The following is a 26,780-nucleotide window of genomic DNA, read 5'->3' on the forward strand; positions in this document are numbered from 1 at the left end:
GCGCAAGTCCGACTTCACCCGGACCTTCACGTTGTAGTCCACCACGCGTTTGACGGGGACGAGAATCTTCATGTTGTCGCTCATGGATCAGATGGGGGCTGCAGAGGCTGCAGCCCAGAAATGGAAATGCCCTGGGCCTGGATCAGGTCCCAGGGCACGGCACCAGTGGGTCAGGGATTGACGTAGGTGGTCTTCACTGTGGTGAAGAACTCGGCGGCATAACGCCCTTGCTCACGCGGCCCATGGCTGGACCCCTTGCGGCCTCCGAAAGGCACGTGCGGATCGACACCGGCGGTGGGCGCATTGACCATCACCATGCCGGCCTGCAGCTCGCGCTTGAAGCGTGCAGCCTGTCTCAAGGACTGGGTCACCACGCCGGCCGACAGGCCAAAGGGCGTGTCGTTGGCCACCTGCAAGGCCTCGTCGGCATCCTTGACGCGGATGACACTCGCGACCGGGCCAAAAATCTCCTCGCGGTTGAGGGTCATTGAAGGCGTGGTGTTGGTGAACAGGGCTGGTTGCAGGTAGAAGCCGGGCTGACCGTTCCAGTCATGACGTGCCTGGCCACCAAAAGCCAGCGTGGCGCCTTCGCGCAGGCCCAGATCGATGTAGCGCAGATCCTGTTCCAGCTGCGAGGCATCGACCACGGGCCCGATGACGGTGTCTGGCGCCCGGGCATCCCCCACCACCAGGCCTTGCATGGCCTGGGTCAGGCCGGCCACGAACTGGTCATGCACCGCGTCGGTGACGATCAGGCGCGAAGAGGCCGTGCACCGCTGGCCGGTTGAATAAAAGGCACCGTTGATGGCACAGGCGATGGCCTGATCGAGGTCGGCATCGTCCAGCACCACCAAGGGGTTCTTGCCGCCCATTTCAAGCTGGAATTTGGCCATGGGGCCGGGGCGCCCCACCGCGCTGAGCGCCACCTTGCGGCCAGTGGCCTCTGAGCCGGTGAAGGTGATGGCCTGCACCCTCGGATCCTCCAGCAAGACCTCGCCCAACTCACGGCCTTTGCCCATGACCAGGTTGAAGGTGCCCGGTGGCAGGCCCGCGCGGGTAATGATCTCGGTCAGTGCCCAGGCACAGCCCGGCACCAATTCAGCGGGCTTGAACACCACGGCGTTGCCATAGGCCAGGGCCGGCGCGATCTTCCAGGCCGGAATGGCCAAGGGGAAGTTCCAGGGCGTGATGACGGTCACCACGCCCACAGGTTCGCGGCAGATCTCCACGCTCATGTTGGGGCGTGTAGAACCGATCAGCTCACCCCCTATCCGCAAGGCTTCGCCCGCGAAGAACTTGAAGATATGGGCTGCGCGCAGCACCTCGCCCGAGGCGTCCGGCAAGGCCTTGCCTTCTTCACGCGCCAGCAGGTCGGCCAGCTCAGCCCGGCGCGCCAGCAACTCACTGCCGATGCGGTCGAGCGCCTCTGAGCGCTGCATGGGGGTCTGCGCGGCCCACAAAGGCTGGGCCGCGTGGGCGGCGGCAATCGCCGTACGGGCCTGGTCCTGGCTGGCACGGGCATACAGGCCGATGACATCCCGGGTATCCGAAGGATTCACATTGGGCGCGGCATCCTGGCCGGTCAGCCACTCGCCGGCGATGTAATTGGGTTTGATGGGGTCACTCATGGGGATACAGGCCCTTGGTCCGGGCAAAAAGGCGGGCGATGCCAAACAGGGCATCGACATGGGGGGTCTGAACCCCCAGCACTTGGGCCATGTCACGCACAGCCGCGACGATGGCATCGAGCTCCAAGGGCTTGCCGGATTCGACGTCTTGCAGCATGGAGGTCTTGAAAGCCCCGAGGCGGGCCGTCAGCGCATGCCGGTCCTCTGGGCTTTGATCAATCTCGCAACCGATCCGGGCCCCCACACCGGCCACCTCATCCATGGCCGCCGAGCAGAAGCTGCGCAGCAGCGGGTCTGCCAGGATCCGGTCCACCGTGGCGCCGGTGATGGCTGAGAGCGGATTCATGGTCAGGTTGCCCCAGAGCTTGAACCAGATGTCCCGGCTCACGTTGTCACTCACGCGGGCCTCAAAGCCGGCGAGTTGCAGCAACTGGGCCAGGGCGGCAGCTCGTATCGAGGCCCCGCCACCAGGTTCGCCAATGATCAGCTCCTGACCCTTGATGTGCTTGACCAGGCCAGGTTCCAACACCGCACTGCTCGCATGGACCACGCAGCCCAAAACTTTTGAGAAGGGCAGGTTGTGGGCGATGACACCCCCCGGGTCGACACTGGGCAGCCCGGCTTCAAAGCCAGGCCAACCCTGGCAGAACCACCAGGGCACGCCGTTCATGGCCGGCAGGATCAGGGTGTCGGGCCCCAACAGCGGCTGCAGCGTGGCAGCGATGTCTTTCAGTGCGGGGCCCTTGACCGCGATGATCACCACATCCTGCGGGCCCAGGTCCTGGGCCCGATCGCTGGCCTGGACCGGGGCGCGGATCACCGTGCCGTCTTCGCCCTGAAGGCGCCAGCCGTGCTCGCGCAAGGCCTGCAGCGTGGCGCCGCGCGCCAGGGCCGACACCGACACGCGGCCGGTCGCCGCCAGGCGCGCCCCGATCAGGCTGCCGATGGCACCGGCGCCCACGATGCACACCTTGTGCACCTGGGGAGCTTCAAGGCGGCCCCTCGTCAACGCGGACAACTCAGGCATCGGCACTGAACCCGATCGATTTCACAATCGGTCCCCAGCGTTCCAGGTCGGCCTTCAAAGCGGCGGCCAACTCTTCCGGCGTGGAGGAACGTGTCTCCAGGCCCATGGCCGCAAAGCCGTCGATCACGTCTTTGGCGGCCAAGGCCTGGCGGATGGCCGCATTGGCGTTCTTGACCACCGCAGCGCTGGCCTTGCCCGGCAGGAAGAAGCCATGCCACTCGCCATAGACCAGCGACTTGAAGCCCTGCTCGGCCAGCGTCGGCACCTGAGGGACGAACTTGCTTCTGGCCGCACCACTGGTGGCCAGGATGCGGAGCTTGCCGCCAGGCAGGTGCGGCAGGAACTCGCCCACCGGCGCCGACACCGCCGCGATCTGACCGCCCACGAGGTCCATGATGGCGGGCTGGGTGCCCCTGAAGCCCACGTGCCGCAGGTCGACGTTGCCCGCCCGGCCGATCAGCACGCCCACGAAGTGGGGCACCGAGCCCGGTGCCGGCGAGCCGAAGTTGGCCAGGTCCGGATTGGCCTTGCACCAGGCCAGAAACTCAGGGATGTTGGTGACCGACGCAGGCACCAGCGGGCCTACGGCCAGGCCCATGTCGACATAGACCCCCATGGACACGGGCGTCAGATCGGCGATCGGGTCGTACGGCAGCTTTTTGTAGGTATGCGGGTAGATGCCCAGCATGGACATCGGTGTGGCCAGCAGGGTGCTGCCATCCGGGGCCGCCGCCTTCAAGGCCGAGATGGCGATCTGCCCGCCCGCACCGGGGCGGTTGTCGACAAAGACGGCCTTGGCGTAAGCACCGGTCAAGCGGTTGGCCACGCGGCGGGCCTCGGTGTCGATGGTGCCGCCCGGGGCAAAGCCCGCAAGGATCTTGGCACTGTCCAGGGCATCAGCCCTGGCGCCGAAAGGCAGCGCCGCGGCCGCCATACCGCAGGCGATCTGAGAGAGGATTTGACGACGGTTTTGCATTGTTGGAGTCTCCATTTGAGTTGGGTGAGGGGCTTGAGCCGGGCGTGATCAGGACTGTTTGGCCTTTCTGGCGTCACTGAGGTTCTGCTTGAAGCGTTCGGGAACACGCTCGTCAAAGCCCAGCGCCACGCGCCGGACTTCGGGGGTGTCGGTGGGCTGATGGCCCACACCCAGGGCACTCGCGCGAGGGGCGGCGATCTCCACCACCGTGCCGCTGACCCGGCCCAGACCGGTGATCTCACACTCGACGAAGTCGCCCGGGTCCACCGAACGCGAATGGCAGGGCGTGCCCATCAGGATCACGTCCCCCGCCACCAAGGTGATGTGGCGGGCCAGGTCGGCAATCACGTAGTGAGGGCCCCAGATGGTCTCGTCACCGATGTGCGCCTCTTGCACAACCAGGCCGTTGACGTAGGTGCGCAGGGTCTGCTGGAACAGGTCCACACCGCGGACAATCCCCGGGCCGATGGGCAAGAGCGTGTCAGCGCCCTTGACGCGCAACATCGAGCCCTGGTCGGTATCGCGGAAGTTCTGCAAGCCCATGTCGAGGGCCGGGCAGAAACCTTCGATGTAGTCCCAGGCCTCATCGGGCGTGACGTTGCGGCAGGTCTTGCCGATCACCACGGCGTACTCGCCTTCGTAATTCAGGTACTGGCAATCCGCCGGCTTGAGAATCTGGCCCCCATGCCCGTTGAGCGAGGTCGGAGGCTTGGTGAAGTAGGTCGGCGATTCGGTGGGCTTGGGCTTCTGGCGCGTCTCGTAGCTGCGCGAGCTGTAGGAGATGTGCACCGCAATGATCTTGCTCGGCTGCACCGGGGGGAGGTAGTTCAAGCCCTCGGTGTCCAGCAAGCGCCCGTCGTCCAGGCGCAGGCGGCCTGCGTCAGCGCCCTCCTCGACCACGGTGCCCCAGAAGGCGCTGCCGCCCAGCAATACACGCCGACGCTCAACCCTGGGGCCTTGCATCACGGCGGGCAATTGGTCGATTGGAAATTCGAAATCCATGGAATGTCTCCGTCTCTAGGTGATGGGCTTGAGGCTCAGGCCACGCTGGCGGCACCGGCAGGTGCAAACTCATTGAGGGCAGCGGACCCAGGTTGCGGCTGGGTGTTGAACCAGATGTGGATGTTTCCGGTGCCGCGTGCGTTCTCGTACGCGGACAAGGGCTCACCCTTGGCCTGGCAGGAAGCACCGCCCATGGCCCCCAGCATCTGCAGGTAATGCGCGCCGAAGGCCTCCCAGGGCCTGCGGCGGTAATCCTTATCCCAGCGGGCCACGATTTCGTCATGGCGACCCTCGCGCATCAGTTCGATGGCCGCCTTGTCGCTTTCAATGTTCTCGGGGCGCGAGACATTGCTTTCGTGGAAGATCCGGGGGTGGTTGGGTCGCCAGTCGATGCCATTGAACTTGTGGCTCAGCGCGCCCGAGGCCAGCAGCACCACGCGCAGGTCGCTGCGGCGGATCGCCTCGCCAATGTCTTCACCCGATTGCAGGAACTGCGGCCATTCGCAGTTCTGGCACGAGCTGACCGTCAGCACCGGGGTCTGGGTCAGCTCCAGTTGCAGGTGCTTGACGAGGTTCAGCGTGGCATATTGCTTGCCGAGTTCCGGATGCTGCACGTTGCGCACATAGCCCTTGCGCTCACGCGAGACGGCCTCGATCTGCACGGCCAGCTCTGGGCAGCCACGGTAGTCGTAAGGAACGCCGTGCAGGTACCAGGGCATTTCGTCGGAGATGTAGGTGCCCTTGAAATGGTCACCCCCATCCAGCAAGTGGTAGCCGGTGGTGAACCAATGCGAATCGAAGATCAAGACCGCATCGGGCTTGACGCTGCGGATGCGCTCGCGCAGGCGAGCGTAGCCGGGGATCAGGTCCGAATCGGCGCCGGCACCTTGCAGCACGCGAAACTCTTCACACTGCATCAAGCCGGGGTGGTGGGAAACAAAGGCTGCGCCCAGAATTTTGCCCATGGAAAATACCTTTGAGGTTGTCGGGTGGAAGTCGGGGTGGAATTCAGGTCGAAGTGCGGCGCCGATCAGCGATGGCTGAAGCTGGCCTTGAAGGGTTTTTTGGGGACGACCACGTCCTTGACATCGCAGAAGAACTCGAAGCTCCAGTCGCCCCCCTCGCGCCCCACGCCCGAGCGCTTGATGCCCCCGAACGGCGCTGCCAGATCACGGATGCCGAAGCTGTTGACCCAGATGAAGCCGGTGCGCACCTGCTCGGCCACATCGATCGCGTGGGCCTGTTCGCCATAGCAGACGCCGCCCAGGCCATAGTCGGTTCCGTTGGCCATCGCTATGGCCTGCTCGTCGGTCTCGAAGGTCTGCAGGGTCAGCACCGGGCCAAACACCTCGTTCTGCACGATCTCATCGCTTTGGCGCAGGTCGGTCAGCATGGTGGGTTGGTAGTACTGGGCACCGAAGTCGTGCCGCGCACCGCCCCACAACAGGCGTGCGCCTTGGGCCACGGCGCGGTCCACAAAGGTCGACACCCGGTCCAGTTGACGCGGATGGATCAAGGGGCCCACCTCGGTGGCCTCTTCACGCGGGTCGCCGATGTTGAGCTTTTCGACATAGCCGCGCAGGGCCTCGACGTAGCGGTCCGCGACACGCTGATGCACCAGGAAGCGCGTGCCGGCCAGACAGACCTGCCCGGCATTGCGGTACATGAGCGCGCCCGTGGCGGCGGCGCTGTCGATGTCGGCATCTTCCAGCACGATGAAGGGGCTTTTGCCGCCCAGCTCCAGGCTGCAGGGCACCAGGTTGGCCCCGGCGGCCTGGGCGATCCACTTGGCCGTGGGCACCGAGCCCGTGAAGGAAATGCGCGCCAGCCGCGGGTCGCTGACCAGGCGGGCACCGGTGTTGGCGCCACTGCCTTGCACCAGGTTGAACACGCCAGGCGGCAGGCCGGCCGCGTGGGCCGCATCGGCCAGCAGCGAGCAAGTCAGAGGCGCCCACTCTGGCGGCTTGAGCACACAGGTGTTGCCCGACGCCAGGGCCGGCCCGAGCTTCCAGGTCGACAGCATCAGGGGTGCGTTCCAGGGCGTGATGATGGCCACCACGCCCGCCGGATCGTGGCGCACCCGATGGCTGGCCTGCTCCGTCTCCAGAGTGCGGTTCTGCAGTTCGAGCGCATGCTCGGCGAACCACCGGATGTTGAGCATGGCGCGTGGCACCACGCCATGGCGCATGCGCGAGAGCAAGACGCCGGCATCGTTGCTTTCCAGCTGGCACAGCTCGTCGGCGCGCTTGCCGATCTCTTCGGCAAAGCGGTCGAGATAGGGCTTGCGCCCCGCCGCACCCAGGGCCGCCCAGGCCGGAAACGCGTTCTGCGCGGCCACGATGGCTTGCTCCACATGCTCAGGCAAGCCCTCGGACACGTGTCCCAGCAAGCGCTGGTCAATGGGGCTGTGCAGTTCAAAGGTTTGGCTGGAAGCCACACGCAGGCCATTGATGTAATGGTCGGGTGACACCCGAATGCCTGCAACGTCCAGTGAAGGATGGCTCATGATGTTCTCCAAGAGGGTGTTTTCGCGAAGCGCTTGGGTGCGCGTGGATTTCAGGCCAGCAACTTGCCGGGATTCATCAAACCCAGGGGGTCCAGTGCCGCCTTGACGCGGCGCATCAACTGAAGCTCGACGGCGGACTTGTAGCGGGCGGATTCATCCCGGCGCAGCACGCCCAGGCCGTGTTCGGCAGAGATCGATCCGCCTCGGGCTGCCACAGCGTCATGAACCCGTTGGTTCATGGAAGACTCCAGCGCCCCGAAATCGGGGGCGGAGGCCCCCGCCACAGGCGAGAGGTTGTAGTGCAGGTTGCCATCACCGAGATGACCAAACACCACCATCCGAACCAGGGGGCTGCTGGCCAGGATGGCCGCACTGGTGGTCTCGATGAATTCGGCGATCCGGGAAGCCGGCAGAGAAATGTCGTGCTTGATCGTCTTGCCCTCGGCGCCCTGGGCCTCCGAGATGTTCTCGCGCAGGGCCCACAGGGCCTCGAACTGCGAGAGGTTGGACGACAGCGCGGCATCGGCGATCAGGTCTTGTTCAAAAGCCGATTCGAGCAGGGCCTCAAGATGGGCCGTGGCCTCGGCACCGCCCTGCTCACTCGACAGCTCCAGCAGCACATACCAGGGACTGCGTTCGCCCAAGGGGAAGCGGGTGCCAGGCACATGCTTCTCGACCAGCTGCAGGCAGGCATCACTCATCAGCTCGAAGGCGGTCAGGCCGGCCCCCAGGCGGGACTGGGCCAGCGCCAGCAGATCGACGGCTTGCGCCGGTGTGGCGACCGCCACGCAGGTGACCACCTGACTGGCAGGCTGGGGGAACAGCTTCAAAGTGGCCCCGGTGATGATGCCCAAGGTGCCTTCGCTGCCGATGTACAGATCCCGCAGGTCGTAGCCGGTGTTGTCCTTGCGCAGGCCACGCAGGCCGTTCCAGAGCTCACCTTCCGCGGTCACCACTTCCAGGCCCAGGCACAGCTCGCGGGCATTGCCGTAGCGCAGCACCTGAACACCGCCGGCATTGCTGGCCAGGTTGCCTCCGATGGTGCAGCTGCCTTCGGCCGCCAGGCTGAGGGGAAACAGCCGCCCTGCCGCCTTGGCGGCTTCCTGCAAGGCGAGCAGGGTCAGCCCGGCATCCACCGTGATGGTGTTGTTGCTGACGTCAATGTCACGGATCCGCTGCAAGCGGGCCAGCGAGAGCACAACAGAGCGACCCGACACATCGGGCGTCGATCCCCCCGAGAGGCCGGTGTTGCCGCCCTGGGGCACCACGGGAACGCGTCTTTCGCAACACCAGCGCATCACGCTCGCCACATCCTCAGGGGTGTCGGGTTGCACCACGGCCCACGCCGCCCCGGTCCACTTGCCACGCCAGTCGGTCAGAAAGGGGGCCATCTCTGCCGGCGCTGTGAGCAGACGGCCCGCAAACACCGCGCGCAAACTCTGGTGCATCTCAGTAGCCATGACGCGTCTCCGTGGGGCTGGCTTCGTCGCGGTAACGTTGCAACAAGGCGCGTGCGGCCTGGGACAGCAGCGTCGTGTCCACACCGATGGCGACGAACTGGGCGCCGACCTGGGCGTAGTGCCGGGCCAGGGCCTCGTCGGTGCACAGGATGCCCGCCGCCTTGCCATGCGAACGGATGGTTCGGATGGCCTGCTCGATCGCGGCCTTGACGGTGGGATGCGCCGGCTGGCCCAGCAGGCCCATCGAGGCCGACAGATCGGCCGGACCGATGAACACCCCGTCAACGCCCTCGACCTGGGCGATGGCATCGAGTTCACCCAGGGCCTCGGCAGTTTCAACCTGGACCAGCAGGCACACCCGCTCATTGGCTTCGTGCAGATAGTTCGGGTAGCGGCTCCAGCGCGAAGAGCGCGCCAGGCCGCTGCCCACGCCCCGGATCCCCTGCGGCGGGTAGCGCATGGCCTGGACCAGTCCGCGAGCGGCTTGCGCCGACTCGACCATGGGGATCAACAGCGTGCGGGCACCGATCTCCAGCACCTGCTTGATCAAGGCCGGGTCCCCGTGCGGAATGCGCACCACGGCTTCGGTTTCGTACGGAGCGGCAGCCTGCAAGGCCCCCAGCATGGAGCGCAGATCGTTGGGGCCATGCTCGCCATCGATCAGCATCCAGTCGTAACCCAGGCCGGCACACAGCTCGGTGGCGTAGGGATCTGCCAGACCGAGCCAGAGCCCGGCCAGTTGACGCCCTGCCTGCAGGGCATCCTTGAAGGTGTTGCGAGGGGTCTGACTCATGCGAACCTCACCGAAATGGAACCCAGGGTGCCGTAGTCGGCATGGAACACATCGCCTGCGGCGCAGGCCACGGGGCGGGTGAACGAGCCGCCCAGCACGATCTCGCCCGCAGCCAGGGATTGGCCATGGGGCGCCAGCTTGTTGGCCAGCCAGGCCACCCCGTTGGCCGGGTGGTTGAGGACGGCCGCGCCCAGGCCGGATTCTTCGATGACCCCGTTCTTGAACAGCAGGGCACCGGCCCAGCGCCAATCGACCTCATGGGGGCGCATGGGGCGTCCGCCCAGGATGATGCCGCCGTTGGCCGCGTTGTCGGCGATCGTGTCCAGCACCTTGCGGGGTGCCTTGGTATGGCGGTCGAACTGCTCGATGCGGGCATCGATCAGCTCCAGGGCGGGCACCACGTAGTCAGTGGCATTGAGCACGTCGAAGATCGTCACGCCGGGGCCCTGCAGGGGTTTGGCGAGAATGAAGGCGAACTCGACCTCCAGCCGGGGCAAGATAAAGCGCTCGGTGCGGATCTCCGATCCGTCGGGGATCAGCATGTCGTCGAGCAAGGTGCCGTAGTCCGGCTCGGTGATCTGCGAGGAGATCTGCATCGCCCGTGAGGTCAGGCCGATCTTGTGCCCGATCACCTGCCGACCCTGGGCCAGGCACAGCTTCATCCAGGCACTCTGGATGGCGTAGCTGTCCTCGATGTCCAGGGTCGGATGGAGGCGTGAAAACTGTTCTAGCTGGATGCGCGTGCGCTGGGCATCGTGCAGCTGCGCAGCTAGCGTTGCATGGAGTTCGGGGCTGAGGTTCACGTTGGCTGACCTGATCAAGAGATGAAAGCAGGGCGCGAGTATCCCGTTCGGATCTGCCGCGAACAAACGACAAATACTGAGCGATTCGTAAGTAAAAATGGTCAATCCGCCAGCGACAAAACGGATACAAAATGCCCCATGCCCTTGACCCGTTTCACGATCAGACAGTTCGAAGCCTTTGTGAGCGTGGCCGATGCCCGCAGCTTTGCCGGTGCCAGTGAGCTGATGGGCCTGTCCTCATCTGCCGTCAGCCAATTGATTGCCGAACTGGAGTCCACGCTCGGGTTCCGCGTGTTTGACCGCAGCACACGCCGGGTCGATCTGTCCAGTGCGGGCCGCGATTTCCTGGGCCCAGCGCGCACCGTGCTCAGGCACCTTCAGATGGCCGAGTCGACGGCTTCTGACGTGCGCAACCGGGCTTCGGGCGTGGTGCGCATCGGCGCGCCCATGGTGCTGGCCAGCGCCGTGCTACCCGCGGCCATCAAGGCCTTCTGTGAAACCCGACCCAAGGTGGTGATCCGCATTCGCGACACACCGGTGGATGAGTTGGTCGACAAGGTGGTCAGCGGTGACCTTGACCTGGCCGTGGGGCCGGACCGCAGTGGCATCGAGCACGTGGAATCGGTGCCGGTCTTCGACAGCCCCTGGGTGCTGTGGTGCGCGCCGAAACACCCGCTGGCCGAGCAAAGATCGCTCAGTTGGGTGGACCTGCGCAACGCCCACATCGTGGCCGCAGGACGCGACCACGAGCGCAGCGTTGCCCAGATGCACCTCAATGCACCCGAGGGCTCAAGAATCCTGCCCGTGGATGTGGTGGACAACATCTCGACCGCCCTGGGGATCGCGGCCCAGGGCCTGGCCGCCACCTTGGCGCCCGCCTACATTGCCGTCGTGGCCCGGCCACTGGGCCTGGTGATGCGACGCGTCAAGGAGCCGGAGGTGATCCGGCAGGTCTGCCTCTACCGCTCCACCGTCCGCGCGGCCCCTCCTGCAGCCGAGGCCTTCCACGAATTTCTCACACCGTGGCTTCAGCAGTGGCAGGCTCAATTGCAGAAGCGGGGCGCCAGGGCTCCACAGGCAAGCGTGCGATGACCTGCCCCGTGCCCGAGGCCACGAAATAAGGGGTCACCAAACTCATCGGCGACCGGTAATGGTCCCAGCCCAGTGCACCCAACAGCATGGCGGTGTCGTGCATCCAGCCTTCACCAGTACAGGCCTTGGCATAGCTGGGCAACATGGCGGTGAACTCGGCCCACCGACCGGTTTGCCACAACTCCAAGGCCCGCAGGTCGCACTGGCGATTGAACTCGTCGCTGATCTCATAGGGGCGATCCAGCACCTCGTGGTTGTCATGGATGCGGTGCGACAGGGACCCGCTGGCAATCATGGCCACCCGATTGCCCGAACGCTCTATGGCATCGCGGAATGCCGCGCCCACACGGCGGCTTTCATCGATGGTGGAGAACGCGCACCAGCCAGAGACCGAGATCACGCGAATTTTCGGGTCCAGTTGCATGAAGTGCAGCGGCACCAGCGTGCCGTACTCCAGGCCCAGGTGGGATTTTTGATGCGCGATTGTCTTCACGCCGGCCGCGCTGGCCGCCTGCGCCATGGCAAAGGCCAGCTCCGGTTGGCCCTCGTAGGCATAGGGCAGCTCGCTGAGCTGGGTCGGGAACTCGCTGCTGGTGAACACCCCCTCAAAGCGGGCGGCACCGTTGACGTGGTAGGCCGCATTGCTCAACCAATGGGTGTCCAGGATCACCACCGTGTCGGCCCCGGCCTCCATGATCTGCTGGCCCACCGACAGCAGCCCCTCGGTGGCGTCGCTGCGGCAGCCATGCAGCGGCCCCGGTTGCTCGGACAGGATCATCCGGGGAATGTGGGTGACCTTGGCGGCGTAGACAAGCTGGCTCATGTTCAATCTCCTGGTGGTTGATGCGTTGTGGATGCGTTGTTGCCTGCGCAGTTTGGGCGCGCAGGGCCGGTCTCAACAAGCGATCAAAACTGGGCGATTGCTCAGAATTCGCTGACAAATCAAGCGCAAAAGATTGGCCTGCATCAAAGCCAGGCGAGCAGATCCCGCATAGGGATGAACGCGCCCGAGCGAGCGCGTGAGACGGTGCCCGGGGCCTAAGCGCCCGCGGATGCGAGTTCCATGGCCCCAAGCGCCTGCGTGACCAAGCGCTCGGTCCCCAGGATGTGCTTGCGGAACAGGTCCAGCGCGGTGTCGATGTCGCGCGCCAGGACCGACGCCATGAGCTGCTGGTGTTCGGCGTGCTTGTGGCGGTCCACCACACGATGCAGGGCTGAAAAGCGACGGTAGCGCTCGGCGGCATCGAACAACTCGATCACCATCTGGCCAAGCAGCGGCGAACGACAGCCCGCATACAGCGCCAGATGAAAAGCACGGTGCCGGTCCGACCAATCGTTGTCCAACGCCAGCGGACCCGCGCCCATGCGCTGTTCAACCCTGCCCAGCGAGTGCGCCGCGGCCACGATGTCGGCCTCCCAGGCATCGTCACCCCGGTCCATGGACTCGCGCAGGGCCTCGCATTCGACCAACAGGCGAACACGCGTCAGGTCGGCAATCCCCTCAGCGCTGAGCGGCGCCACACGAAAACCGCGATTGTCGAATGCACGCACCAGGCCCTGCTCCGACAGCCGACTGAGGGCTTCGCGCACCGGGCTGCTGCTGACGTCGTAGCGCCGGCTCAGTTCATCCACGCGCAGGCGCTGGCCGGGCTCGAATTCACAACGCACGATGGCCTGACGCAGGCTGCGGTAAGCGCGTTCTGCCAAAGGCAGGTCGGTGATGGTGTCGGTGCTGTCCATGGTGAAGGGCCGGATGTCTGGACCAGATCATACGTTAGCCATATTTTCATGTTTCATGCGTAATGGTTTCTACCATGCTTAATTTTAGTTTTTATGCATAAAAATAATCACCATGCACAAACAACCGGAACCCATCGGGGTGCCGGACTCACCACCAAGGAGCCTTGAATGAAGTTGATCTCTTACCAACACGCCGGTCGCGAATCCTGGGGCGCTGTGGTCGATGGCCAGGTCATCGACCTGGCTGGCCCCAGCGGCGTGGCCACCCTGGCCGAATTCGTGGGCAGCCCGCGCTTTGCCGAACGCGATGCCCTTTTGGCCAGCGCAGGTGCGCCCGTGGCCTCCTACGACGCGGTGCAACTGCTGCCCGTGATCCCCAAGCCTGAAAAAATCATCTGCGCCGTGCGCAACTACATGGACCACCACCAGGAGGTGCTGGCCGCCGGCATGCAGCGCGAGCTCTCGGAAGAGCCGCCGATCTTCTTGCGCGTGTGGCGCTCGCAAACCCCGCACAACGGCCCCATCGTGCTGCCCCGCGTCTCCGAGACGCTGGACTGGGAAGGTGAACTGGCCGTGATCATCGGCCAGGGTGGCCGCGACATCCCCGAGAGCCAGGCCTTCGAACATGTGGCCGGTTACGCCTGCTACAACGACGGCAGCATCCGCGAGTGGCAGTTCCATGCCAAGCAGATCGCCTCGGGCAAGAACTTCGAATCGACTGGCGGCTTCGGCCCTTGGATGGTGACGGCCGACGAGATCGAACCCAACCGGCCGCTGAAGCTGGAGGTGCGTCTGAACGGCGAGGTACTGCAGTCCAGCCACACCGGGCACATGATCTTCAACATCCCCAAGCTCATCCACTACGCCTCGACCATCTTCACGTTGAGCCCGGGCGATGTGATCGCCACCGGCACCCCCGCCGGTGTGGGCTGGAGCCGCAAGCCGCAGCGCTTCATGAAGGCTGGGGATGTGTGCGAGGTCGAGATCGAAGGCATCGGCATTCTGCGCAACCCCATCGTGGCCCAGGCCTGATCCCCGCGGCAAGCCGGAAGCGGGCCGCCCCAGAAGCACCCGGTGGCCCCGCTCAAAAAAAGAAAACAAGGAGACAGCTCGCATGCAACGCAGACGCTTCATGAGTTGGGCGGCCCTGGCCACGGCCCTGCCTTCGGTCTGGGCGCAGGGCTACCCCGAGCGCCCCGTCAAGATCTACCAGGGCTTCGCCCCGGGCGGCAATGCCGACACCATCGCCCGCCTGATGGGGGCGGAGATGGGCAAAGGCCTGAACCAGCCCCTGGTGGTAGAGGCCCAGGCTGGCGCGGGCGGCAACATCGCCGCGGCCACGGTGGCGCGTGCCAAGCCAGACGGCTACACCTTGCTGCTGGCCACCGGCGGGCACGCCGTCGCGGGCGCGCTCTACCAGAAGCTGGCCTACCGATCGGTGGCGGATTTCGAGATGATCTCCACGATCACCTTCTTTCCCTTCCTGCTGGTGGTGCCGGCGGATTCCAAATACCGCAGTTTGAGCAACCTGCTGACCGATGCGCAGGCCCGGCCTGGCAGCGTGTCTTACGGCACGGCGGGCGTGGGCTCGACCCACCACCTGGCGGGCGAGTTGCTGGCCCGCACCGCGAAGGTGGAGATGCAGCACGTGCCCTACCGGGGCGATGCAGCCTCCATCACCGCGGTGCTGGCCGGTGAGATCCCGCTGGCGATCGCGCCGCCCACCGCGGTGATGTCGCACCTGAAAGCCGGCAAGCTGCGCGCGCTGGCCGTCACAAGCGCCCAGCGCTGGACCCTGATGCCCGAGCTGCCGACCGTGGCTGAACAGGGCGTCGCGGCCTACGAGGTCAGCTCATGGGCCGGCCTGATGGCCCCTGCCGGCACCCCGCGCCCACTGATCGAGCGCCTGAACACCGAGGTGCGCCAGGCCCTGCAACAAGCCCCCCTGAGGGCACGGCTGGCCGATATGGGCGGTGAGGCCCGCGCCAGCAGCCCCGAGGAAATGAAAACCCTGTTGGTCGGCGAACTCCAGCGCTGGACGCAGCTGGTGGCCGAAGCCAACATCCCCAAACAATGAAAGTCACACCATGTCCCTGATTCAAATCCGCAAACGCAGCCTGACCCTCGAAACCACGTACCACGAAGGGGGGCCGGTGGCCGACACGCCCTTGAAGCTGGCAGCCGCCTGCGCCGTGATCCGCAACCCCTACGCCGGGCGCTACGAGCCTGACCTGCTGCCGTTCATGGCCGAGCTGCGCCAGCTCGGCACGCTGCTGGCCCAGGAGCTGGTGGACACGCTGGGTGGCAAGGACAAGATCGAGGTCTACAGCAAGGCCGCCATCGTGGGCGTGAACGGCGAAATGGAGCACGGCGCCGTCTGGCATGAAGCCGGCGGCTGGGCGATGCGCGCCGTGCTGGGCGAACCCAAGGCCATCGTACCGGCCGCCAAGGCCGTGGCCGCCACGGGCTACCGGCTGATGGTTCCCTTGCATTACATCCATGCGGCCTACGTGCGCAGCCACTTCAACAGCATGGAGGTGGGCATCCAGGACGCCCCGCGCCCCGACGAGATCCTGTTCGCCCTGGTCATGGGCACTGGCGGCCGGGTGCACGCCCGACTGGGCGGCCTGACCAAAGAGCAGGTCTCGGTGCACGACGGCCAGCGCTGAGCCCCCCTTTGCCTGCCCCCTTTGCCTGCCCCCCGGAGACCGCCACCATGAGCGCCACCTATGCCCCCAACCTGTCCCACTTTGGCGTGTCGTGCTTCGACCTCGACCGCATGGTGGACTTCTACACGGCCGTGTTCAGTCTGCAAGTGACCGACAGGGGGCCGGGCCATACCTTCCCCTTTCTGCTGGCCTTTCTGAGCAGCCGGCCCGAGCAGCACCACCAGCTTGCGCTGGCCCAGAACCGCCCGGCTGGATCGCCCAGCACGGTGATGCAGCTGTCTTTCAAGGTACAGACGCTGGACGAGTTGCGCGAGGCGCGCCGACGCGCGCTGGGCCATGGCGCGACCCGGCTGCGCAACCTGAACCACGGCAATGCCTTGTCCATCTACTTCGGGGATGTGGAGGACAACACGGTGGAGGTCTACCTCGACACGCCTTGGTATGTGGCCCAGCCCCACGGCGACCCCCTGGACCTGGATGCCAGTGATGAGAGCATCTGGGCAGAGACCGAGCGCATCGTGCGGGCTGATCCCACCTTCATGCCGGTCAAGCAGTGGCAGGCCCGATTTGCCAGCCGGCAGCACGGCGCCTGAACGGAGGTACGAAGCCGCAGGCTGGAGAAAACGCCAGCCCCGCTTTGAAAGGAAACGCGAGATACTCATCTGCCACCAGCCTGTGAACTGAACCCCATGCAGCAGCCTCACCCCCTCCGCAGCATGCCCATGAGCTCATGGCCCCGTCTGGCCCTGCTGTGCAGCCTGCTGCTGATCACCGCCTGCACCAGCCTGCCCCATCGGACAAGCCGGGCGCCGGCACAGACCCTGGTCGCTGCAGCCGATTCGCCCTTGGCGGCCGTGGCTCGGGATGCGGGCATTGCGCCGGGTCGTTCGGGTTTGCGCGCCATGCCCGAAGCCGACGTGGCCCTGGATGCGCGGTTTGCGCTGATCCGGAACGCGACGGTCTCGATCGATGTCCAGTCTTATCAGATCGGCAACGACAGCGTTGGCCGCAGCCTCTTGCGGGCGCTGCGCGATGCCGCACGACGCGGCGTTCGGGTGCGGCTGCTGGTCGATGACTTCTACACGCGCGACGTCGATGAGCTGCTGCTCGGCCTGGCGGCCACGCCACAGGTTGAAGTCCAGCTGTTCAATCCCTTCACCACCGGACGCTCGTCCTCCTTGCTGCGGACCGTCGGGCTTCTGAGCGACTTCGATCGGCTGAACCACCGCATGCACAACAAGCTGCTGGTGGCTGACGGCGCTGTGGCCGTGGTGGGCGGCCGCAACCTGGCCGACGAATACTTCTTCCGCCATGCCGAAGCCAACTTCATCGACTTCGACATGCTGCTGGTGGGCAGCGTGGTGCCCCAGCTCAGCACCTGGTTCGATGTGTACTGGAACAGCAGCACCGTCTACCCGCTGCGTCAGATCATGCGGGATCCACTGACAAGCGCTGAACGCCAGGCCGCCTTCGATCGCCTGACCTCGGGGGACGCACAGCCCCAGCTTCTGACGCGTTCCGACATGTACGGCGACCCACCCCTGGCGCTTGAACTCAGCACGCGTCGATTTGCGCTCGTCGAAGGTGAGGCACAGGCCTGGGCCGACCCGCCGGCCAAGGCACAGACCGCCGATGAAGCGGGCCCGACAGTGAAGCAGCGCTTCATGCAGGAGATGGGCAACGCCCGCCGCCAACTGACGCTGTTCTCGCCCTACTTCATCCCGGGCGAGCGCGGTGTGGCCAGCTTGAAGGCGGCCCGCGCACGGGGGGTAGAGGTCAAGGTGGTGACCAACTCGCTGGCGGCCAGCGACGAGCCGCTGGTGAACGTGGGCTACAGCCAGTACCGCGTCGAACTGTTGAAGGCTGGTGTGCGGCTGTTCGAGGTGGCCTCGGAAAGGTTGAAAAGCGACAGCCGGATCGGCCGCCTGTTGGGTGCCACTGCCGGGCGCCTGCACGCCAAGATGGCCTACATCGACACAGACACGGTGCTGGTGGGCTCAATGAACCTGGACCCGCGCTCAGAACACATCAACACCGAGATCGGCGTGGTCGTGCACAGCCCGCAGATCGCACAGCGCATGCTGTCCGTCTTCGACACCGATCGCAATGTCGACTACGAAGTCGAGCTGAGCGCCGATGGTGAAGGCTTGGTCTGGGTCTCGCGCAGTGGCAGCCGGGAGGACCGCAGCATTGCCGAACCTGGCAACGGATGGTGGCAGCGGCTGAAACTCCGGCTCATGTGGATGCTGGTGTCCGAAGACCTGTTGTAGCCCTCCGCGGGCCCGCTTCAATTCGGAAGTTTTTCTGATCAATCATCCAGATTTCATTGAGAGTCGAACCCTCGCAACTCTGCAAAATCCAACGCTTCAGCTTCTTCATGAACTTTGCCGCCACGCGGTGACCAGGCCCCTCGCATGAACTCACCCACCCATTCCATCCGCACCCTGATCCAGCACTGGGGCAGCCGCACCCTGCTGAGCCTGGCCATGGGCGCCGGCCTCCTTCAGGCCGCGCAAGCTCAGACCGCGCCCCTGCAAGGTTGCCCCTCGCCCCAGATCCTGTCGCGCTTCGAAGAGTTCGGCCGCACCGGCAAGATGCCGCCGGATCTGGGCCGCTGGCTCAACGATCGCCAGGCTCAATATATCGAGCCCTACCAGGCCTTCGACAACGTCTACTACGTGGGGGTCTGCTGGGTCTCGGCCTGGCTGGTCAAGACCAGCGAGGGCTACATCCTGATCGACACCTTGCACGAGCCCTTCGTGGATCAGCTGATCGAGAACATGGCCAAGGTGGGCGTCAAACCCAGCGACCTCCGCTATGTGCTGATGACCCATGGCCACTTTGATCACGTCGGGGGGGCCTACAAGCTCAAGCCCCTGACCCAGGCCCGGTTCGTCATGACCCAGACCGGCTGGGACGAGGCGATCGCCGATTCACAGGCCTCGCAGAAGACGCCCCGGCCCTGGCAGATGCTGCCGGCGCCCGATCTGGTGGTCAAGGATGGCGACACGGTGACCTTGGGCGACACCCGGATCAAGGTCTACGAAACCCCGGGCCACACCCATGGCACCGCCTCGTACAGCCTCGACGTGAAGGACGGCAGCCAGACCTACCACGCTTTCGTGATCGGTGGCCTGGGCCTCAATGCCATCGACAGCGCCAGGCAGGTCGAGTCGTACATCGCCAGTGTCGACCGGATCGACGGGCTGGTCCATGACAAAACCACCCCGATCACCGTGCACCTCACCACCCACCCCTTTAGCACCGGGCTCACCGAGGCCAAGGAGAAACTCAAGACCCGGCGCCCTGGGGATCCGCATCCCTTGGTGGATCCCGTTGGTTTCACCAATCAACTGGCCACCCTGCGCCAAGGTGCCGAGTTGCGCCTGGAAGCTGAGCGAAAAAAGAGTCGCGATAACTGAGGGCTCTGAGCACGTGGCGCGCCCCATACCGCCAACGGCACGTCACCACCCCAGTCTTGCCAAAACCGGATAACCCCCCGCAGCCCTCCCGACCTATCTTCTGAGCCTGCCCCAGCCCTTTGGTCTGAGGCCCTGAAGAAAGGACCGGTCTGCACATGAAACCTTCCCGTCTGGCCCGCCTGGGTGCGGGCTGCCTGCTCGCCTGCCTGGCAGCAGGCGCCCTGGCGACGGATCTGCCGAACGAACGGCAGACCCTCGCCAAGCTTGACCCCGACGCCACCCACCGCGTCTACCTGGCTGACCTGGCCCTGAGCCATATTGCCGACGGCCGGCTGCACGTGATCGATGGCCAGCGCATGCGCTACCTCAGCGTCATGAGTACCGGCTTTGCCGGCCAGGTGGCTCTGTCACCCGACCGCCGCGAGCTGTATGTGGCCAGTACCTACTACCCGCGCCTGTACCGAGGCCAGCGCAGCGATGTGGTGGAGGTCTACGGCACCGACGATCTGACCTTCCGGCACGAGATCGAGATCCCGCCCAAGCATGCCCAGGCCATGAACATCCGCGCCACCCTGGCCCCCAGCGCCGATGGCCGTTGGCTGCTGGTGCAGAACGCCACCCCGGCCAGCAGCGTGAGTGTGGTCGATCTGCAGGGGCGCAAGCTGGCCTCCGAGGTGCCCACACCAGGCTGCTGGGGCGTGATCCCCTGGCCTGCGCAGCCCAACCGCTTCTCCACCGTGTGCGGCGATGGCACCTTGGCCACCATCGAGCTCGACGAAGCCGGCCAGGCTCGCCCGCGCAGCGCCCCGGTGGCCTTTTTTGATGCCGACGCCGACCCGGTGTTCATCCATTACGAGCGCGTAGGCAACACCTTGTACTTCGTGACCTATGGTGGGCAAGTGCACCGCCTGCAGCTGCAGCCCGAGGGTGTGCAGGCGCTGCCGGCATGGTCGCTGCTGAGTCCGGCCGAGCAAAAAGCCCGCTGGCGCCCTGGCGGCATGCAACTTTTTGCCATCGACCCCGAACGCCAGCGCCTGTTCGTGGGCATGCATGCCAAGGCGTCAGATGGCTCGCACAAGAACCCGGCGCAGCAGATCTGGGTGTTCGATCTGGAACGGCAGGCGCGCGTGGCGCGCTGGCCCGGGCACAACGCGGTGTCCATGGTCTTCAGCCCAGCGGCCACACCCCGGCTGTTTGTGCTCGATGGTGCGGGCAACCACCTGCTGGCACTTGACCCGCGCAGCACCAGCACCCAGCGCAGCACCACGCTGGGGCGCCTCGATGCGCTGGGCGAAACCCCGGTCTACCTGGAGGTGCAGTGATGTTCGCCCCCCTCAACGCTACCCTGCCCTGGCTCGATCCGGTGCTGTCGCACGCCGCCGCGGCCAGCCTGGCCCTGGTGTTGCTGTTTGGCGCCTTGGGCAAGCTGCGTGATCTGTCCGCCTTCGCGATGGCCACCGAGGCCTATGGCCTGCTGCCCCCGGCCCTGGTCAGCCCGGTGGCGCATGCGTTGGCCCTGAGCGAAGCGGCCGCCGGCCTGCTGTTGCTGCCGGTCTCTACCCGGCCCCTGGGGGCAGCACTGGCCTTGGGCGTGTTGGCCCTGGCCAGCAGCGCGGTGGCCCTGGCCTTGCGCAGCGGGCGCGACATCGACTGTGGCTGCGGCGGAGCAGGCCAGGACGCCCACACCGGCCTGCGGCTGTCGGCCGCGCTGCTTTGGCGCAACGCCGCCCTGCTGGGGCTGGGCCTGGCCGCGCTGGCGCCACTGGCCCCCCGCGCAGTGGGCTGGCCCGACGGCCTGGCTGCCTGTGCGGCTGCCCTGTTCGCCACCGGCCTGTATGCCGTCACCAACCAACTGCTGAGCAACCAACCCCGTCTTTCCGAATTGAGGAACAACCATGATTGAAACCCTGATCATCTCCAACGTGCTCGCCTGGTGCGCCGTGATCGCCCTGGTGGTGGTGGTGCTGGCCCTGTCGCGGCAGGTGGGCATTCTGTACGAACGCATCGCGCCCATGGGCGCCCTGATGATGGACTCGGGCCCGGCCGTGGGTTCGCCCGCGCCTCGGCTCAGCCTGCCCCAACTGGGCGGCGGCACCCTTGAGCTGGGGGCCCCCGCAACGCACAGCACCCTGCTGTTCTTCCTGTCGCCCACCTGCCCGGTGTGCAAAAAGCTGCTGCCCATCGTCGAGCGCATCCGCCGCGACGAGGCGCCCTGGCTGCGCGTGGTGCTGGCTTCGGATGGCGAGCAACCCGAACACGAGGTGTTCCGCCAGAAGGCGGGCCTGGGTCACTTCCCCTACGTGCTGTCGCACGAACTCGGCATGACCCTGCGCATCGCCAAGCTGCCCTACGCGGTGTTGATCGACGGCCAGGGCGTGTTGCGCGCCAAAGGCCTGGTCAACAGCCGCGAACAACTCGACAGCCTGTTCACCGCCAGCGACCTCAAGGTGGCGTCGGTGCAGGATTTCATTGACCAGAAACTGGTGCACAAGGAGGCCACATGAACCTGCTCGACTGGTTTGATCGCCTGGCAGAGCGGCGCAGCCGCCAACTGGCCAGCCACACCTCCAGGCGCAGTGCCTTGGTGCGCGTCAGCAAAGTGCTGGTGGCCAGCGCATTCACCCTGCCCGTGCTGCCCTTTGATCGCAGCAGCCAGGCCCTGGCGGCCGAACACAACGCCGCCAGCAAGCGCAAAGGCCCCCCCACCGAAACCGACTGCGACTACTGGCGCTACTGCGGGGTAGACGGCTTTCTGTGCTCATGCTGCGGTGGCAGCGCCACCAGCTGCCCGCCGGGCACCACGCCCAGCAAGGTGGCTTGGGTAGGCACCTGTCACAACCCGGCCGACGGCAAAGACTACCTGATCAGCTACAACGATTGCTGCGGCCGGGGGGCTTGCGGGCGCTGCATGTGCAACACCAACATCGGTGAACGCCCAGGCTACCGCATGGGCCTGCACAACGACATCAACTGGTGCATGGCCAACGACAGCTCGGCCTTTCACTGCACCACCTCGATCATCGTCGGCGTGGCCGAGAAGGAGGACTGAATGCGCTGCTTGCCCCACCTTCGTGGGTTTGATAGGTTCCATGGGCTTCATGGGCCACTCGCTGCGGCCCTGCTGGCCGGCACCCTGATGACGGGGGCCCAGGCCGCCGACGGGCAGGCGGTCTTTCAGCAGGTCTGCGTGGCCTGCCATCAGGCCGGGGCCGTGGGCGCGCCGGGCCTGGCCCCGTCACTGGTCGGCGCGGTGGCGGCCCGGGCCGGGCAGCCCGCCATGCGCCAATACCTGGCGCTGGTGCTCACCCATGGCCTGCAAGGTCGCATCGTGTCGGAAGGGCAGACCTACAACAGCGTGATGCCAGCCCAGACCCAGTTGTCTGACGAAGAAATGGCCGCAGCGCTGACCCATGTGATGCGCGACCTGGCAGGCCACACAACCGTACCGGCCTTCACGGCGGCTGACCTGGCCCAGGCCCGTGCCAGCACAGTGACCCCCAAGGCCTTGAGAGCGCAACGTGATGCGGCTCTGGCCCCCTGAGCGGCCCACAAGCCCAGCCCAACGCAGCGTCCGTGGGCTGGGGGCCCTGCTGCTGGGTGCCGCAACCTTGCTGGCCACCGTGCCCGCCCCTGCCGCACAGCCTCTATCAGCAGGCAGCCCGGCACTCAACTACCGGCTGCACTGCATGGGCTGCCACCTGGACGACGGCAGCGGCATGCCGCATCGCGGCATCCCCAACATGAAAGGGGTGCTGGGGCATTTTCTGCGCCTGCCCGAGGGCCGCGCCCTGATCGTGCAAGTGCCGGGCGTGATGAACACCCCTCTCAACGACCGCCAGGTGGCCGAGCTGATGAACTGGATGCTGGGCCAATGGGCCGGCGACAGCCTGCCCCCCGACACCCCACCCTACTCCGAAGCCGAGGTGCGCCAACTGCGCAGCCACCGGCCCAGCGACGTGGCGCGTGAAAGGGCTGGTGTGGTGGAGGCGTTGCGGAGGATGGGGTATGGGATGGACTCCTCAGACAGTGCCGCGAGGTAGTGTTCATGCACGTGGCCCAGGCCAGAAGCCTCGACAACACCTCTCAACGCTGCCGACGAGGTCGCCGGCACAGCCTATCCGTGACGTGTCTGACTGAAGAAAGTATCCGGCACGTGAGGGCCCCAGGTCCAGAGTTGCTCGTGGGTGCCTTCAACGGTGGCTGCAGGCACGGTGGCATCGTAGAGGTCGCCGTCCGAGTAGTGCTCCACACGAAAGCCATCGGGATCCCACCAGTAGTCAAACACCTGGCTGCCCAGGACATGGCGGCCCACACCCCAATGCGGGCTGTGCCCTTGCTGTTTCAACCACTCATGCCCCATGAAGACGGCGTCCATGTCTTGCAGCTCGAAGGAGATGTGGTGAACCAGGGGCCGGTCCGCTGCCGCAATCAGCAAGGAGTGGTGATCCGTGGGTTGCGCACCATGATTCCATCGCATGAAGAAGCCGATGTATTGATCCTGGCTGCCCGGCACCAGCATCTCGTCTGACACGATCATGCCCAGGTGGCGAACCGCCCAATCCTTTGCCACGACAGGATCGGGCACACACAGCGCGACGTGCCCCAGGCGCAACACCTGAGGGGCCTGTCGGAGCGGCCTTTGAGGCTGGTTGTAGCGCGATTTGCGCAAACCCTCGTTCAAGGTCATCGGCGGCCGAACCGGCAGCTCATCGACAGGGGCGATGCCATGCACCAGCTCCAGGCGGATGCCGCCGGGCAGCGTCACATCGACGCAGTGCCCGCCGCCGGGGCGCTGAAGCGCGCGGACCTCAGAGGCGCCTTCAATGAGTGATGCCTGGACCAGATCCTGCAGGCTTTCAACCTCGATGCCGATGGCCTTCATGGCCGGGGTGTCAGACGCCTCTCCGACATAGATGTAGGGGCTGGACAGCGCGCCTCGCAGGTAGACCGCTTGATCCGCATCGGGCCAGTCCACCGGCACCAGGCCAAACTCCTGCATGAAATCCCGGGTCGCCAGGGGCTTGGCCACCCCGAAAACCACATACTTGATGTCGCGTACTTTGATCATTTGATGTCTCCGGTCAGGGTGTGCGGACGGATGCCGATCGAGCGGGCAACGATCTGACCCGTGGGGGCGTCTTGTTCTTGTGTCCGAGAACCGCCGCACAACTGGGGGTGGGGGTTCAGCGGGCGGTCCGTTCAACGATGGGGGTGATCACGGCACCCAGCCCCTCGATTTCGACTTCGATCACCGAGCCCGCTGGTGCGTAGATTCGAGGATTGCGTCCAAAGCCAACGCCTGCAGGCGTGCCCGTCGCGATCAAGTCGCCAGGCTGAAGGGTGATGGTCTGGGTGATGAACTGGATCAAGGTGGGCACATCGAAGACCATGTCGGCTGTCGTGCCGTCCTGCATGAGCGTGCCATTGACCTTGGTGGTCAGTCGCTTGCCCCGCGGGTCGTAGGCATCGCTGGTGGTGATCACAGAACCCACGGCGCCACTGTTGTCGAGATTTTTACCAATCGCCCACTGCCCGGTGCTCAGGGTCATGCTCTGGATCTGCGATGCGCGACCGCTGATGTCGTTGAAAGAGGTGTAACCCAGCACCCCGTTGGCGGCTTGCTCTGCATTGGCCTCATGCAGCGTCGTGCCCACAATGGCGGCCAACTCGACCTCCCAATCCAGGCCATCGGGCTCGGTGGCAGGCACGACCACGGGGGTCCCCGTCGGCGCCAAGGTCGAGGCCCAGCGCGCGAAGAGGTTGGGGAACTTCGGCGTGGGCAACTTGGATTCGGCCCCGTGGGCCACGTAGTTGATCGCAGCGCAGATGACCTTCGCGGTGGGTGGCACGGGCACGGCCACTTGAATGTCGCTCATGGCCAGCGTCTGGCCCGTGGCGCTGGCGGCTTTGCGACGCCACTCAGCCGTGTTTTGGTAGAAGGCCTCAAGGCTGGTCAAGGGGATGACCGAATCCCCTGCCACCACGCCGATCAAGGCGGGTGCATCGAGGGCAGCAGACAGGGGGCGATAAGCGATCAGTTTCATGGAAGTCTCCGGGAGTGATGGGTGGGGGGGGGAATCAGGCGCTGGCGTCGAAGGCCAGCGAAACCGCCGCCGGGCGCGGCGCGGGTTCCGGCCAACGTTGGGAGACGGTCTTGATCTTGGTGTAGAAGCGCGCGGCATCGGGGCCATACATGTGCGATTCACCAAACTTGGAGCGCCGCAGGCCACCGAAATTGAAGTACGCCGTCGGCAGGGGCACGGGCACGTTGACCCCGATCATTCCGGACTCGACTTCGGTCATGAAACGGTGCGCCGACTTGCCGTCGCGGGTGAAGATGACCGAGCCATTGCCATACTCGTGGGCATTGGTGATGGCGATGGCTTCGTCCAGGGTGGCCGTGCGCATGATGCCGCGCGCCGGGCCGAACACCTCCTCCTGGTAAAAGCGCATGTCGGTGGTGACACCATCGATCAGGGTGGGGCCCACATAAAAGCCGCCTTCATGGCCTGGGATCTGAATGCCGCGCCCATCCAGCACCAGCTCACCGCCCGCAGCAACACATTCCGCCACGGCACGCTCGACCGCTGATCGGGACTCCGCTGAGACCACCGCACCAAAGTCGGCCCTCGGATCGTTGTAGGGCCCCACTTTGAGCGCCTTGATCCGTGCCACCACCCGTTCGCGCAAGCGCTGGGCCGTTTCCTCGCCCACGGGCAAGAGCAGAGACACGGCCATGCAGCGCTGGCTGGCCGAACCAAAACCCGCTGAGACAAAGGCACTGGCCGCGGCCTCCAGATCGGCGTCCGGCATCACCACCATGTGGTTCTTGCCACCGGTGAAGGCGGCAACCCGTTTGTTGTGCGAGGTGCCTTTTTGATAGACGTACTCTCCAACGCCCGTCGAGCCGACAAAGCTGACCCCGGCAATCCCTGGATGGGCCAGCAGGCCGTCGACCACCTCTTTGTCGCCCTGCGCGATATTCAGCACCCCATCGGGCAAGCCGGCCTCTTTCCACAGGCGGGCAAATACCAGCGAAGCACTGGGCACTTTCTCAGAAGGCTTCCAGACCACGCCGTTGCCCAGCGCGATGGCCATCGTCATCATCATGGCCGGCACCATGATCGGGAAGTTGAACGGCGTGATGCAGGCCACCACGCCGATCGGCACCCGCAGAGAGAACACGTCGATGTCCCCGCCCACATTGCGCGAGAACTCGCCCTTGGACACCTGCGGCGCGTTGGTGGCGAACTCGATGGCCTCGATCGCCCGGCTGACCTCGCCAGCCGCATCGGCCAGGGTCTTGCCATGCTCCAGCCCAATCACCTGGGCGAACTCATCGGCATGGGCCAGCACCAGTTCACGCAATTTGAAAATCACCGCCAGCCGAGCGCTTTGCGAGGCCTGTGCCCATCGCCGGCCCGCGTCCTGCGCATGGGCGACGGCCCGGTCCAGGGTGGCGCTGTCGGCAAAGGCACAGCGGGCAATTTCCTCACCGGTCGAGGGGTTGAACACCGGGCCAGACCGATGGCTGATGCCGGCCTCGACGGTCCCGTTGATGAAGTGGCCAATGTGCTGGGTCATGACGATCCTTGCTGAGCAGATGAATGGAGAAGTGAATGGAGAAGTGAATGGCTGGCGATTCTGATTTATGTTTTTGCA

27 protein-coding genes are annotated in these 26,780 nt (G+C 65.4%); 13 read left to right on the top strand and 14 right to left on the bottom strand.

Annotated features, from left to right (window positions below; all coding sequences use genetic code 11):
• Window positions 1–170: 170 nt before the first annotated feature.
• From AC07VS_RS27930 to hpaH, 9 genes are all read right to left on the bottom strand, one after another.
• Window positions 171–1,628 (bottom strand): aldehyde dehydrogenase family protein, encoded by a 1,458-nt coding sequence (locus AC07VS_RS27930; protein WP_494752598.1) that lies wholly within the window; start codon window positions 1,626–1,628, stop codon window positions 171–173.
• On the bottom strand, window positions 1,621–2,655 hold the full coding sequence (locus AC07VS_RS27935; RefSeq protein ID WP_494752599.1) for a 2-dehydropantoate 2-reductase: 1,035 nt from the start codon (window positions 2,653–2,655) through the stop codon (window positions 1,621–1,623). Before AC07VS_RS27935 ends, AC07VS_RS27930 begins: the two co-directional genes overlap by 8 nt.
• Complete coding sequence (locus AC07VS_RS27940; RefSeq protein WP_492350640.1) at window positions 2,648–3,631, bottom strand: Bug family tripartite tricarboxylate transporter substrate binding protein; 984 nt, start codon at window positions 3,629–3,631, stop codon at window positions 2,648–2,650. The genes AC07VS_RS27935 and AC07VS_RS27940 overlap by 8 nt, the downstream gene beginning before the upstream one ends.
• A gap of 48 nt (window positions 3,632–3,679) precedes the next feature.
• The gene (locus tag AC07VS_RS27945) at window positions 3,680–4,633 is read right to left on the bottom strand and encodes a fumarylacetoacetate hydrolase family protein (protein ID WP_492350639.1); all 954 of its coding nucleotides are present in this window, start codon (window positions 4,631–4,633) and stop codon (window positions 3,680–3,682) included.
• A gap of 35 nt (window positions 4,634–4,668) precedes the next feature.
• Window positions 4,669–5,598, bottom strand: coding sequence for a DODA-type extradiol aromatic ring-opening family dioxygenase (locus AC07VS_RS27950; RefSeq protein ID WP_494752600.1), 930 nt, complete (start codon window positions 5,596–5,598; stop codon window positions 4,669–4,671).
• 65 nt (window positions 5,599–5,663) lie between these two features.
• Window positions 5,664–7,139, bottom strand: coding sequence for an aldehyde dehydrogenase (locus AC07VS_RS27955; protein WP_492350637.1), 1,476 nt, complete (start codon window positions 7,137–7,139; stop codon window positions 5,664–5,666).
• A 50-nt stretch (window positions 7,140–7,189) separates the two neighbouring features.
• Window positions 7,190–8,599 (bottom strand): FAD-binding oxidoreductase, encoded by a 1,410-nt coding sequence (locus tag AC07VS_RS27960; RefSeq protein ID WP_492350636.1) that lies wholly within the window; start codon window positions 8,597–8,599, stop codon window positions 7,190–7,192.
• Complete coding sequence (gene hpaI, locus AC07VS_RS27965; RefSeq protein WP_492350635.1) at window positions 8,589–9,392, bottom strand: 4-hydroxy-2-oxoheptanedioate aldolase; 804 nt, start codon at window positions 9,390–9,392, stop codon at window positions 8,589–8,591. Before hpaI ends, AC07VS_RS27960 begins: the two co-directional genes overlap by 11 nt.
• Window positions 9,389–10,195, bottom strand: a complete 807-nt coding sequence (hpaH, locus tag AC07VS_RS27970) for a 2-oxo-hept-4-ene-1,7-dioate hydratase (protein ID WP_494658915.1) — start codon at window positions 10,193–10,195, stop codon at window positions 9,389–9,391. Before hpaH ends, hpaI begins: the two co-directional genes overlap by 4 nt.
• Before the next feature lie 138 nt (window positions 10,196–10,333).
• Between hpaH and AC07VS_RS27975 the strand changes: the two genes are divergently transcribed.
• Entirely contained in the window at window positions 10,334–11,287 is a 954-nt protein-coding gene (locus tag AC07VS_RS27975; RefSeq protein ID WP_492350633.1) for a LysR family transcriptional regulator, read from the top strand.
• On the opposite strand, the gene hpaD is transcribed toward AC07VS_RS27975, so the two are convergent.
• Both hpaD and AC07VS_RS27985 read right to left on the bottom strand, forming a co-directional pair.
• The gene (gene hpaD, locus AC07VS_RS27980; RefSeq protein ID WP_492350632.1) at window positions 11,211–12,110 is read right to left on the bottom strand and encodes a 3,4-dihydroxyphenylacetate 2,3-dioxygenase; all 900 of its coding nucleotides are present in this window, start codon (window positions 12,108–12,110) and stop codon (window positions 11,211–11,213) included. The genes AC07VS_RS27975 and hpaD overlap by 77 nt on opposite strands.
• A 215-nt stretch (window positions 12,111–12,325) precedes the next feature.
• On the bottom strand, window positions 12,326–13,027 hold the full coding sequence (locus AC07VS_RS27985; protein ID WP_492350631.1) for a GntR family transcriptional regulator: 702 nt from the start codon (window positions 13,025–13,027) through the stop codon (window positions 12,326–12,328).
• A gap of 168 nt (window positions 13,028–13,195) precedes the next feature.
• Here AC07VS_RS27985 and AC07VS_RS27990 point away from each other — a divergent pair, with 168 nt between their 5' ends.
• The 12 genes from AC07VS_RS27990 (at window position 13,196) to AC07VS_RS28045 (ending at window position 23,158) form a co-directional block, all read left to right on the top strand.
• Window positions 13,196–14,059 (top strand): fumarylacetoacetate hydrolase family protein, encoded by an 864-nt coding sequence (locus AC07VS_RS27990; protein ID WP_494752601.1) that lies wholly within the window; start codon window positions 13,196–13,198, stop codon window positions 14,057–14,059.
• An 82-nt stretch (window positions 14,060–14,141) separates the two neighbouring features.
• On the top strand, window positions 14,142–15,104 hold the full coding sequence (locus tag AC07VS_RS27995) for a tripartite tricarboxylate transporter substrate binding protein (RefSeq protein WP_492350629.1): 963 nt from the start codon (window positions 14,142–14,144) through the stop codon (window positions 15,102–15,104).
• 10 nt (window positions 15,105–15,114) lie between these two features.
• Entirely contained in the window at window positions 15,115–15,696 is a 582-nt protein-coding gene (locus AC07VS_RS28000) for an amino acid synthesis family protein (protein ID WP_492350628.1), read from the top strand.
• A gap of 47 nt (window positions 15,697–15,743) precedes the next feature.
• Window positions 15,744–16,289 (top strand): VOC family protein, encoded by a 546-nt coding sequence (locus AC07VS_RS28005; protein WP_494752602.1) that lies wholly within the window; start codon window positions 15,744–15,746, stop codon window positions 16,287–16,289.
• Between the two features lie 129 nt (window positions 16,290–16,418).
• Complete coding sequence (locus AC07VS_RS28010; RefSeq protein ID WP_492350626.1) at window positions 16,419–17,966, top strand: phospholipase D-like domain-containing protein; 1,548 nt, start codon at window positions 16,419–16,421, stop codon at window positions 17,964–17,966.
• A gap of 216 nt (window positions 17,967–18,182) precedes the next feature.
• Window positions 18,183–19,118, top strand: a complete 936-nt coding sequence (blaCAR, locus tag AC07VS_RS28015; RefSeq protein ID WP_494752612.1) for a CAR family subclass B3 metallo-beta-lactamase — start codon at window positions 18,183–18,185, stop codon at window positions 19,116–19,118.
• A 155-nt stretch (window positions 19,119–19,273) separates the two neighbouring features.
• Entirely contained in the window at window positions 19,274–20,440 is a 1,167-nt protein-coding gene (locus tag AC07VS_RS28020) for an amine dehydrogenase large subunit (protein WP_492350624.1), read from the top strand.
• Window positions 20,440–21,021 carry a MauE/DoxX family redox-associated membrane protein gene (locus tag AC07VS_RS28025; RefSeq protein ID WP_494752603.1) on the top strand — a complete coding sequence of 194 codons (582 nt, stop codon included), beginning with the start codon at window positions 20,440–20,442 and terminating at the stop codon, window positions 21,019–21,021. Before AC07VS_RS28020 ends, AC07VS_RS28025 begins: the two co-directional genes overlap by 1 nt.
• A complete protein-coding gene (gene mauD / locus AC07VS_RS28030) occupies window positions 21,017–21,622 on the top strand; it encodes a methylamine dehydrogenase accessory protein MauD (protein ID WP_492350643.1) in 606 nt (201 codons plus the stop codon). Before AC07VS_RS28025 ends, mauD begins: the two co-directional genes overlap by 5 nt.
• The gene (locus AC07VS_RS28035) at window positions 21,619–22,167 is read left to right on the top strand and encodes a methylamine dehydrogenase light chain (RefSeq protein WP_492350622.1); all 549 of its coding nucleotides are present in this window, start codon (window positions 21,619–21,621) and stop codon (window positions 22,165–22,167) included. The genes mauD and AC07VS_RS28035 overlap by 4 nt, the downstream gene beginning before the upstream one ends.
• Window positions 22,168–22,659 (top strand): c-type cytochrome, encoded by a 492-nt coding sequence (locus AC07VS_RS28040; protein ID WP_492350621.1) that lies wholly within the window; start codon window positions 22,168–22,170, stop codon window positions 22,657–22,659. It begins immediately after the preceding gene.
• The gene (locus tag AC07VS_RS28045) at window positions 22,640–23,158 is read left to right on the top strand and encodes a c-type cytochrome (RefSeq protein ID WP_492350620.1); all 519 of its coding nucleotides are present in this window, start codon (window positions 22,640–22,642) and stop codon (window positions 23,156–23,158) included. Before AC07VS_RS28040 ends, AC07VS_RS28045 begins: the two co-directional genes overlap by 20 nt.
• A gap of 74 nt (window positions 23,159–23,232) precedes the next feature.
• On the opposite strand, the gene AC07VS_RS28050 is transcribed toward AC07VS_RS28045, so the two are convergent.
• The 3 genes from AC07VS_RS28050 to AC07VS_RS28060 all read right to left on the bottom strand — a co-directional run bounded on the left by AC07VS_RS28050 (window position 23,233) and on the right by AC07VS_RS28060 (window position 26,702).
• Window positions 23,233–24,186 (bottom strand): VOC family protein, encoded by a 954-nt coding sequence (locus tag AC07VS_RS28050; protein WP_494752604.1) that lies wholly within the window; start codon window positions 24,184–24,186, stop codon window positions 23,233–23,235.
• Window positions 24,187–24,301: 115 nt separating this feature from the next.
• A complete protein-coding gene (locus AC07VS_RS28055; RefSeq protein ID WP_494752605.1) occupies window positions 24,302–25,162 on the bottom strand; it encodes a fumarylacetoacetate hydrolase family protein in 861 nt (286 codons plus the stop codon).
• A 34-nt stretch (window positions 25,163–25,196) separates the two neighbouring features.
• Complete coding sequence (locus AC07VS_RS28060; RefSeq protein ID WP_494658923.1) at window positions 25,197–26,702, bottom strand: CoA-acylating methylmalonate-semialdehyde dehydrogenase; 1,506 nt, start codon at window positions 26,700–26,702, stop codon at window positions 25,197–25,199.
• Window positions 26,703–26,780 lie beyond the last annotated feature (78 nt).

The sequence above is a fragment of the Curvibacter sp. GW821-FHT01G03 genome, assembly GCF_059422285.1.

Bases quoted from the DNA above. Each gene is read 5' to 3' on its own strand.
- AC07VS_RS27935 (WP_494752599.1), bottom strand. From the start codon at position 2,655: ATGCCTGAGTTGTCCGCGTTGACGAGGGGCCGCCTTGAAGCTCCCCAG.
- AC07VS_RS27945 (WP_492350639.1), bottom strand. From the start codon at position 4,633: ATGGATTTCGAATTTCCAATCGACCAATTGCCCGCCGTGATGCAAGGC.
- AC07VS_RS28040 (WP_492350621.1), top strand. From the start codon at position 22,168: ATGCGCTGCTTGCCCCACCTTCGTGGGTTTGATAGGTTCCATGGGCTT.
- AC07VS_RS28035 (WP_492350622.1), top strand. From the start codon at position 21,619: ATGAACCTGCTCGACTGGTTTGATCGCCTGGCAGAGCGGCGCAGCCGC.
- AC07VS_RS28055 (WP_494752605.1), bottom strand. From the start codon at position 25,162: ATGAAACTGATCGCTTATCGCCCCCTGTCTGCTGCCCTCGATGCACCC.
- AC07VS_RS27995 (WP_492350629.1), top strand. From the start codon at position 14,142: ATGCAACGCAGACGCTTCATGAGTTGGGCGGCCCTGGCCACGGCCCTG.
- blaCAR (WP_494752612.1), top strand. From the start codon at position 18,183: ATGGGCGCCGGCCTCCTTCAGGCCGCGCAAGCTCAGACCGCGCCCCTG.
- AC07VS_RS28060 (WP_494658923.1), bottom strand. From the start codon at position 26,702: ATGACCCAGCACATTGGCCACTTCATCAACGGGACCGTCGAGGCCGGC.
- AC07VS_RS28005 (WP_494752602.1), top strand. From the start codon at position 15,744: ATGAGCGCCACCTATGCCCCCAACCTGTCCCACTTTGGCGTGTCGTGC.
- AC07VS_RS27990 (WP_494752601.1), top strand. From the start codon at position 13,196: ATGAAGTTGATCTCTTACCAACACGCCGGTCGCGAATCCTGGGGCGCT.
- AC07VS_RS27975 (WP_492350633.1), top strand. From the start codon at position 10,334: ATGCCCTTGACCCGTTTCACGATCAGACAGTTCGAAGCCTTTGTGAGC.
- AC07VS_RS28025 (WP_494752603.1), top strand. From the start codon at position 20,440: ATGTTCGCCCCCCTCAACGCTACCCTGCCCTGGCTCGATCCGGTGCTG.
- AC07VS_RS28045 (WP_492350620.1), top strand. From the start codon at position 22,640: ATGCGGCTCTGGCCCCCTGAGCGGCCCACAAGCCCAGCCCAACGCAGC.
- hpaD (WP_492350632.1), bottom strand. From the start codon at position 12,110: ATGAGCCAGCTTGTCTACGCCGCCAAGGTCACCCACATTCCCCGGATG.
- AC07VS_RS27940 (WP_492350640.1), bottom strand. From the start codon at position 3,631: ATGCAAAACCGTCGTCAAATCCTCTCTCAGATCGCCTGCGGTATGGCG.
- AC07VS_RS27960 (WP_492350636.1), bottom strand. From the start codon at position 8,599: ATGGCTACTGAGATGCACCAGAGTTTGCGCGCGGTGTTTGCGGGCCGT.
- AC07VS_RS27985 (WP_492350631.1), bottom strand. From the start codon at position 13,027: ATGGACAGCACCGACACCATCACCGACCTGCCTTTGGCAGAACGCGCT.
- AC07VS_RS28010 (WP_492350626.1), top strand. From the start codon at position 16,419: ATGAGCTCATGGCCCCGTCTGGCCCTGCTGTGCAGCCTGCTGCTGATC.
- AC07VS_RS28050 (WP_494752604.1), bottom strand. From the start codon at position 24,186: ATGATCAAAGTACGCGACATCAAGTATGTGGTTTTCGGGGTGGCCAAG.
- AC07VS_RS28000 (WP_492350628.1), top strand. From the start codon at position 15,115: ATGTCCCTGATTCAAATCCGCAAACGCAGCCTGACCCTCGAAACCACG.
- AC07VS_RS27950 (WP_494752600.1), bottom strand. From the start codon at position 5,598: ATGGGCAAAATTCTGGGCGCAGCCTTTGTTTCCCACCACCCCGGCTTG.
- AC07VS_RS27930 (WP_494752598.1), bottom strand. From the start codon at position 1,628: ATGAGTGACCCCATCAAACCCAATTACATCGCCGGCGAGTGGCTGACC.
- AC07VS_RS28020 (WP_492350624.1), top strand. From the start codon at position 19,274: ATGAAACCTTCCCGTCTGGCCCGCCTGGGTGCGGGCTGCCTGCTCGCC.
- hpaI (WP_492350635.1), bottom strand. From the start codon at position 9,392: ATGAGTCAGACCCCTCGCAACACCTTCAAGGATGCCCTGCAGGCAGGG.
- AC07VS_RS27955 (WP_492350637.1), bottom strand. From the start codon at position 7,139: ATGAGCCATCCTTCACTGGACGTTGCAGGCATTCGGGTGTCACCCGAC.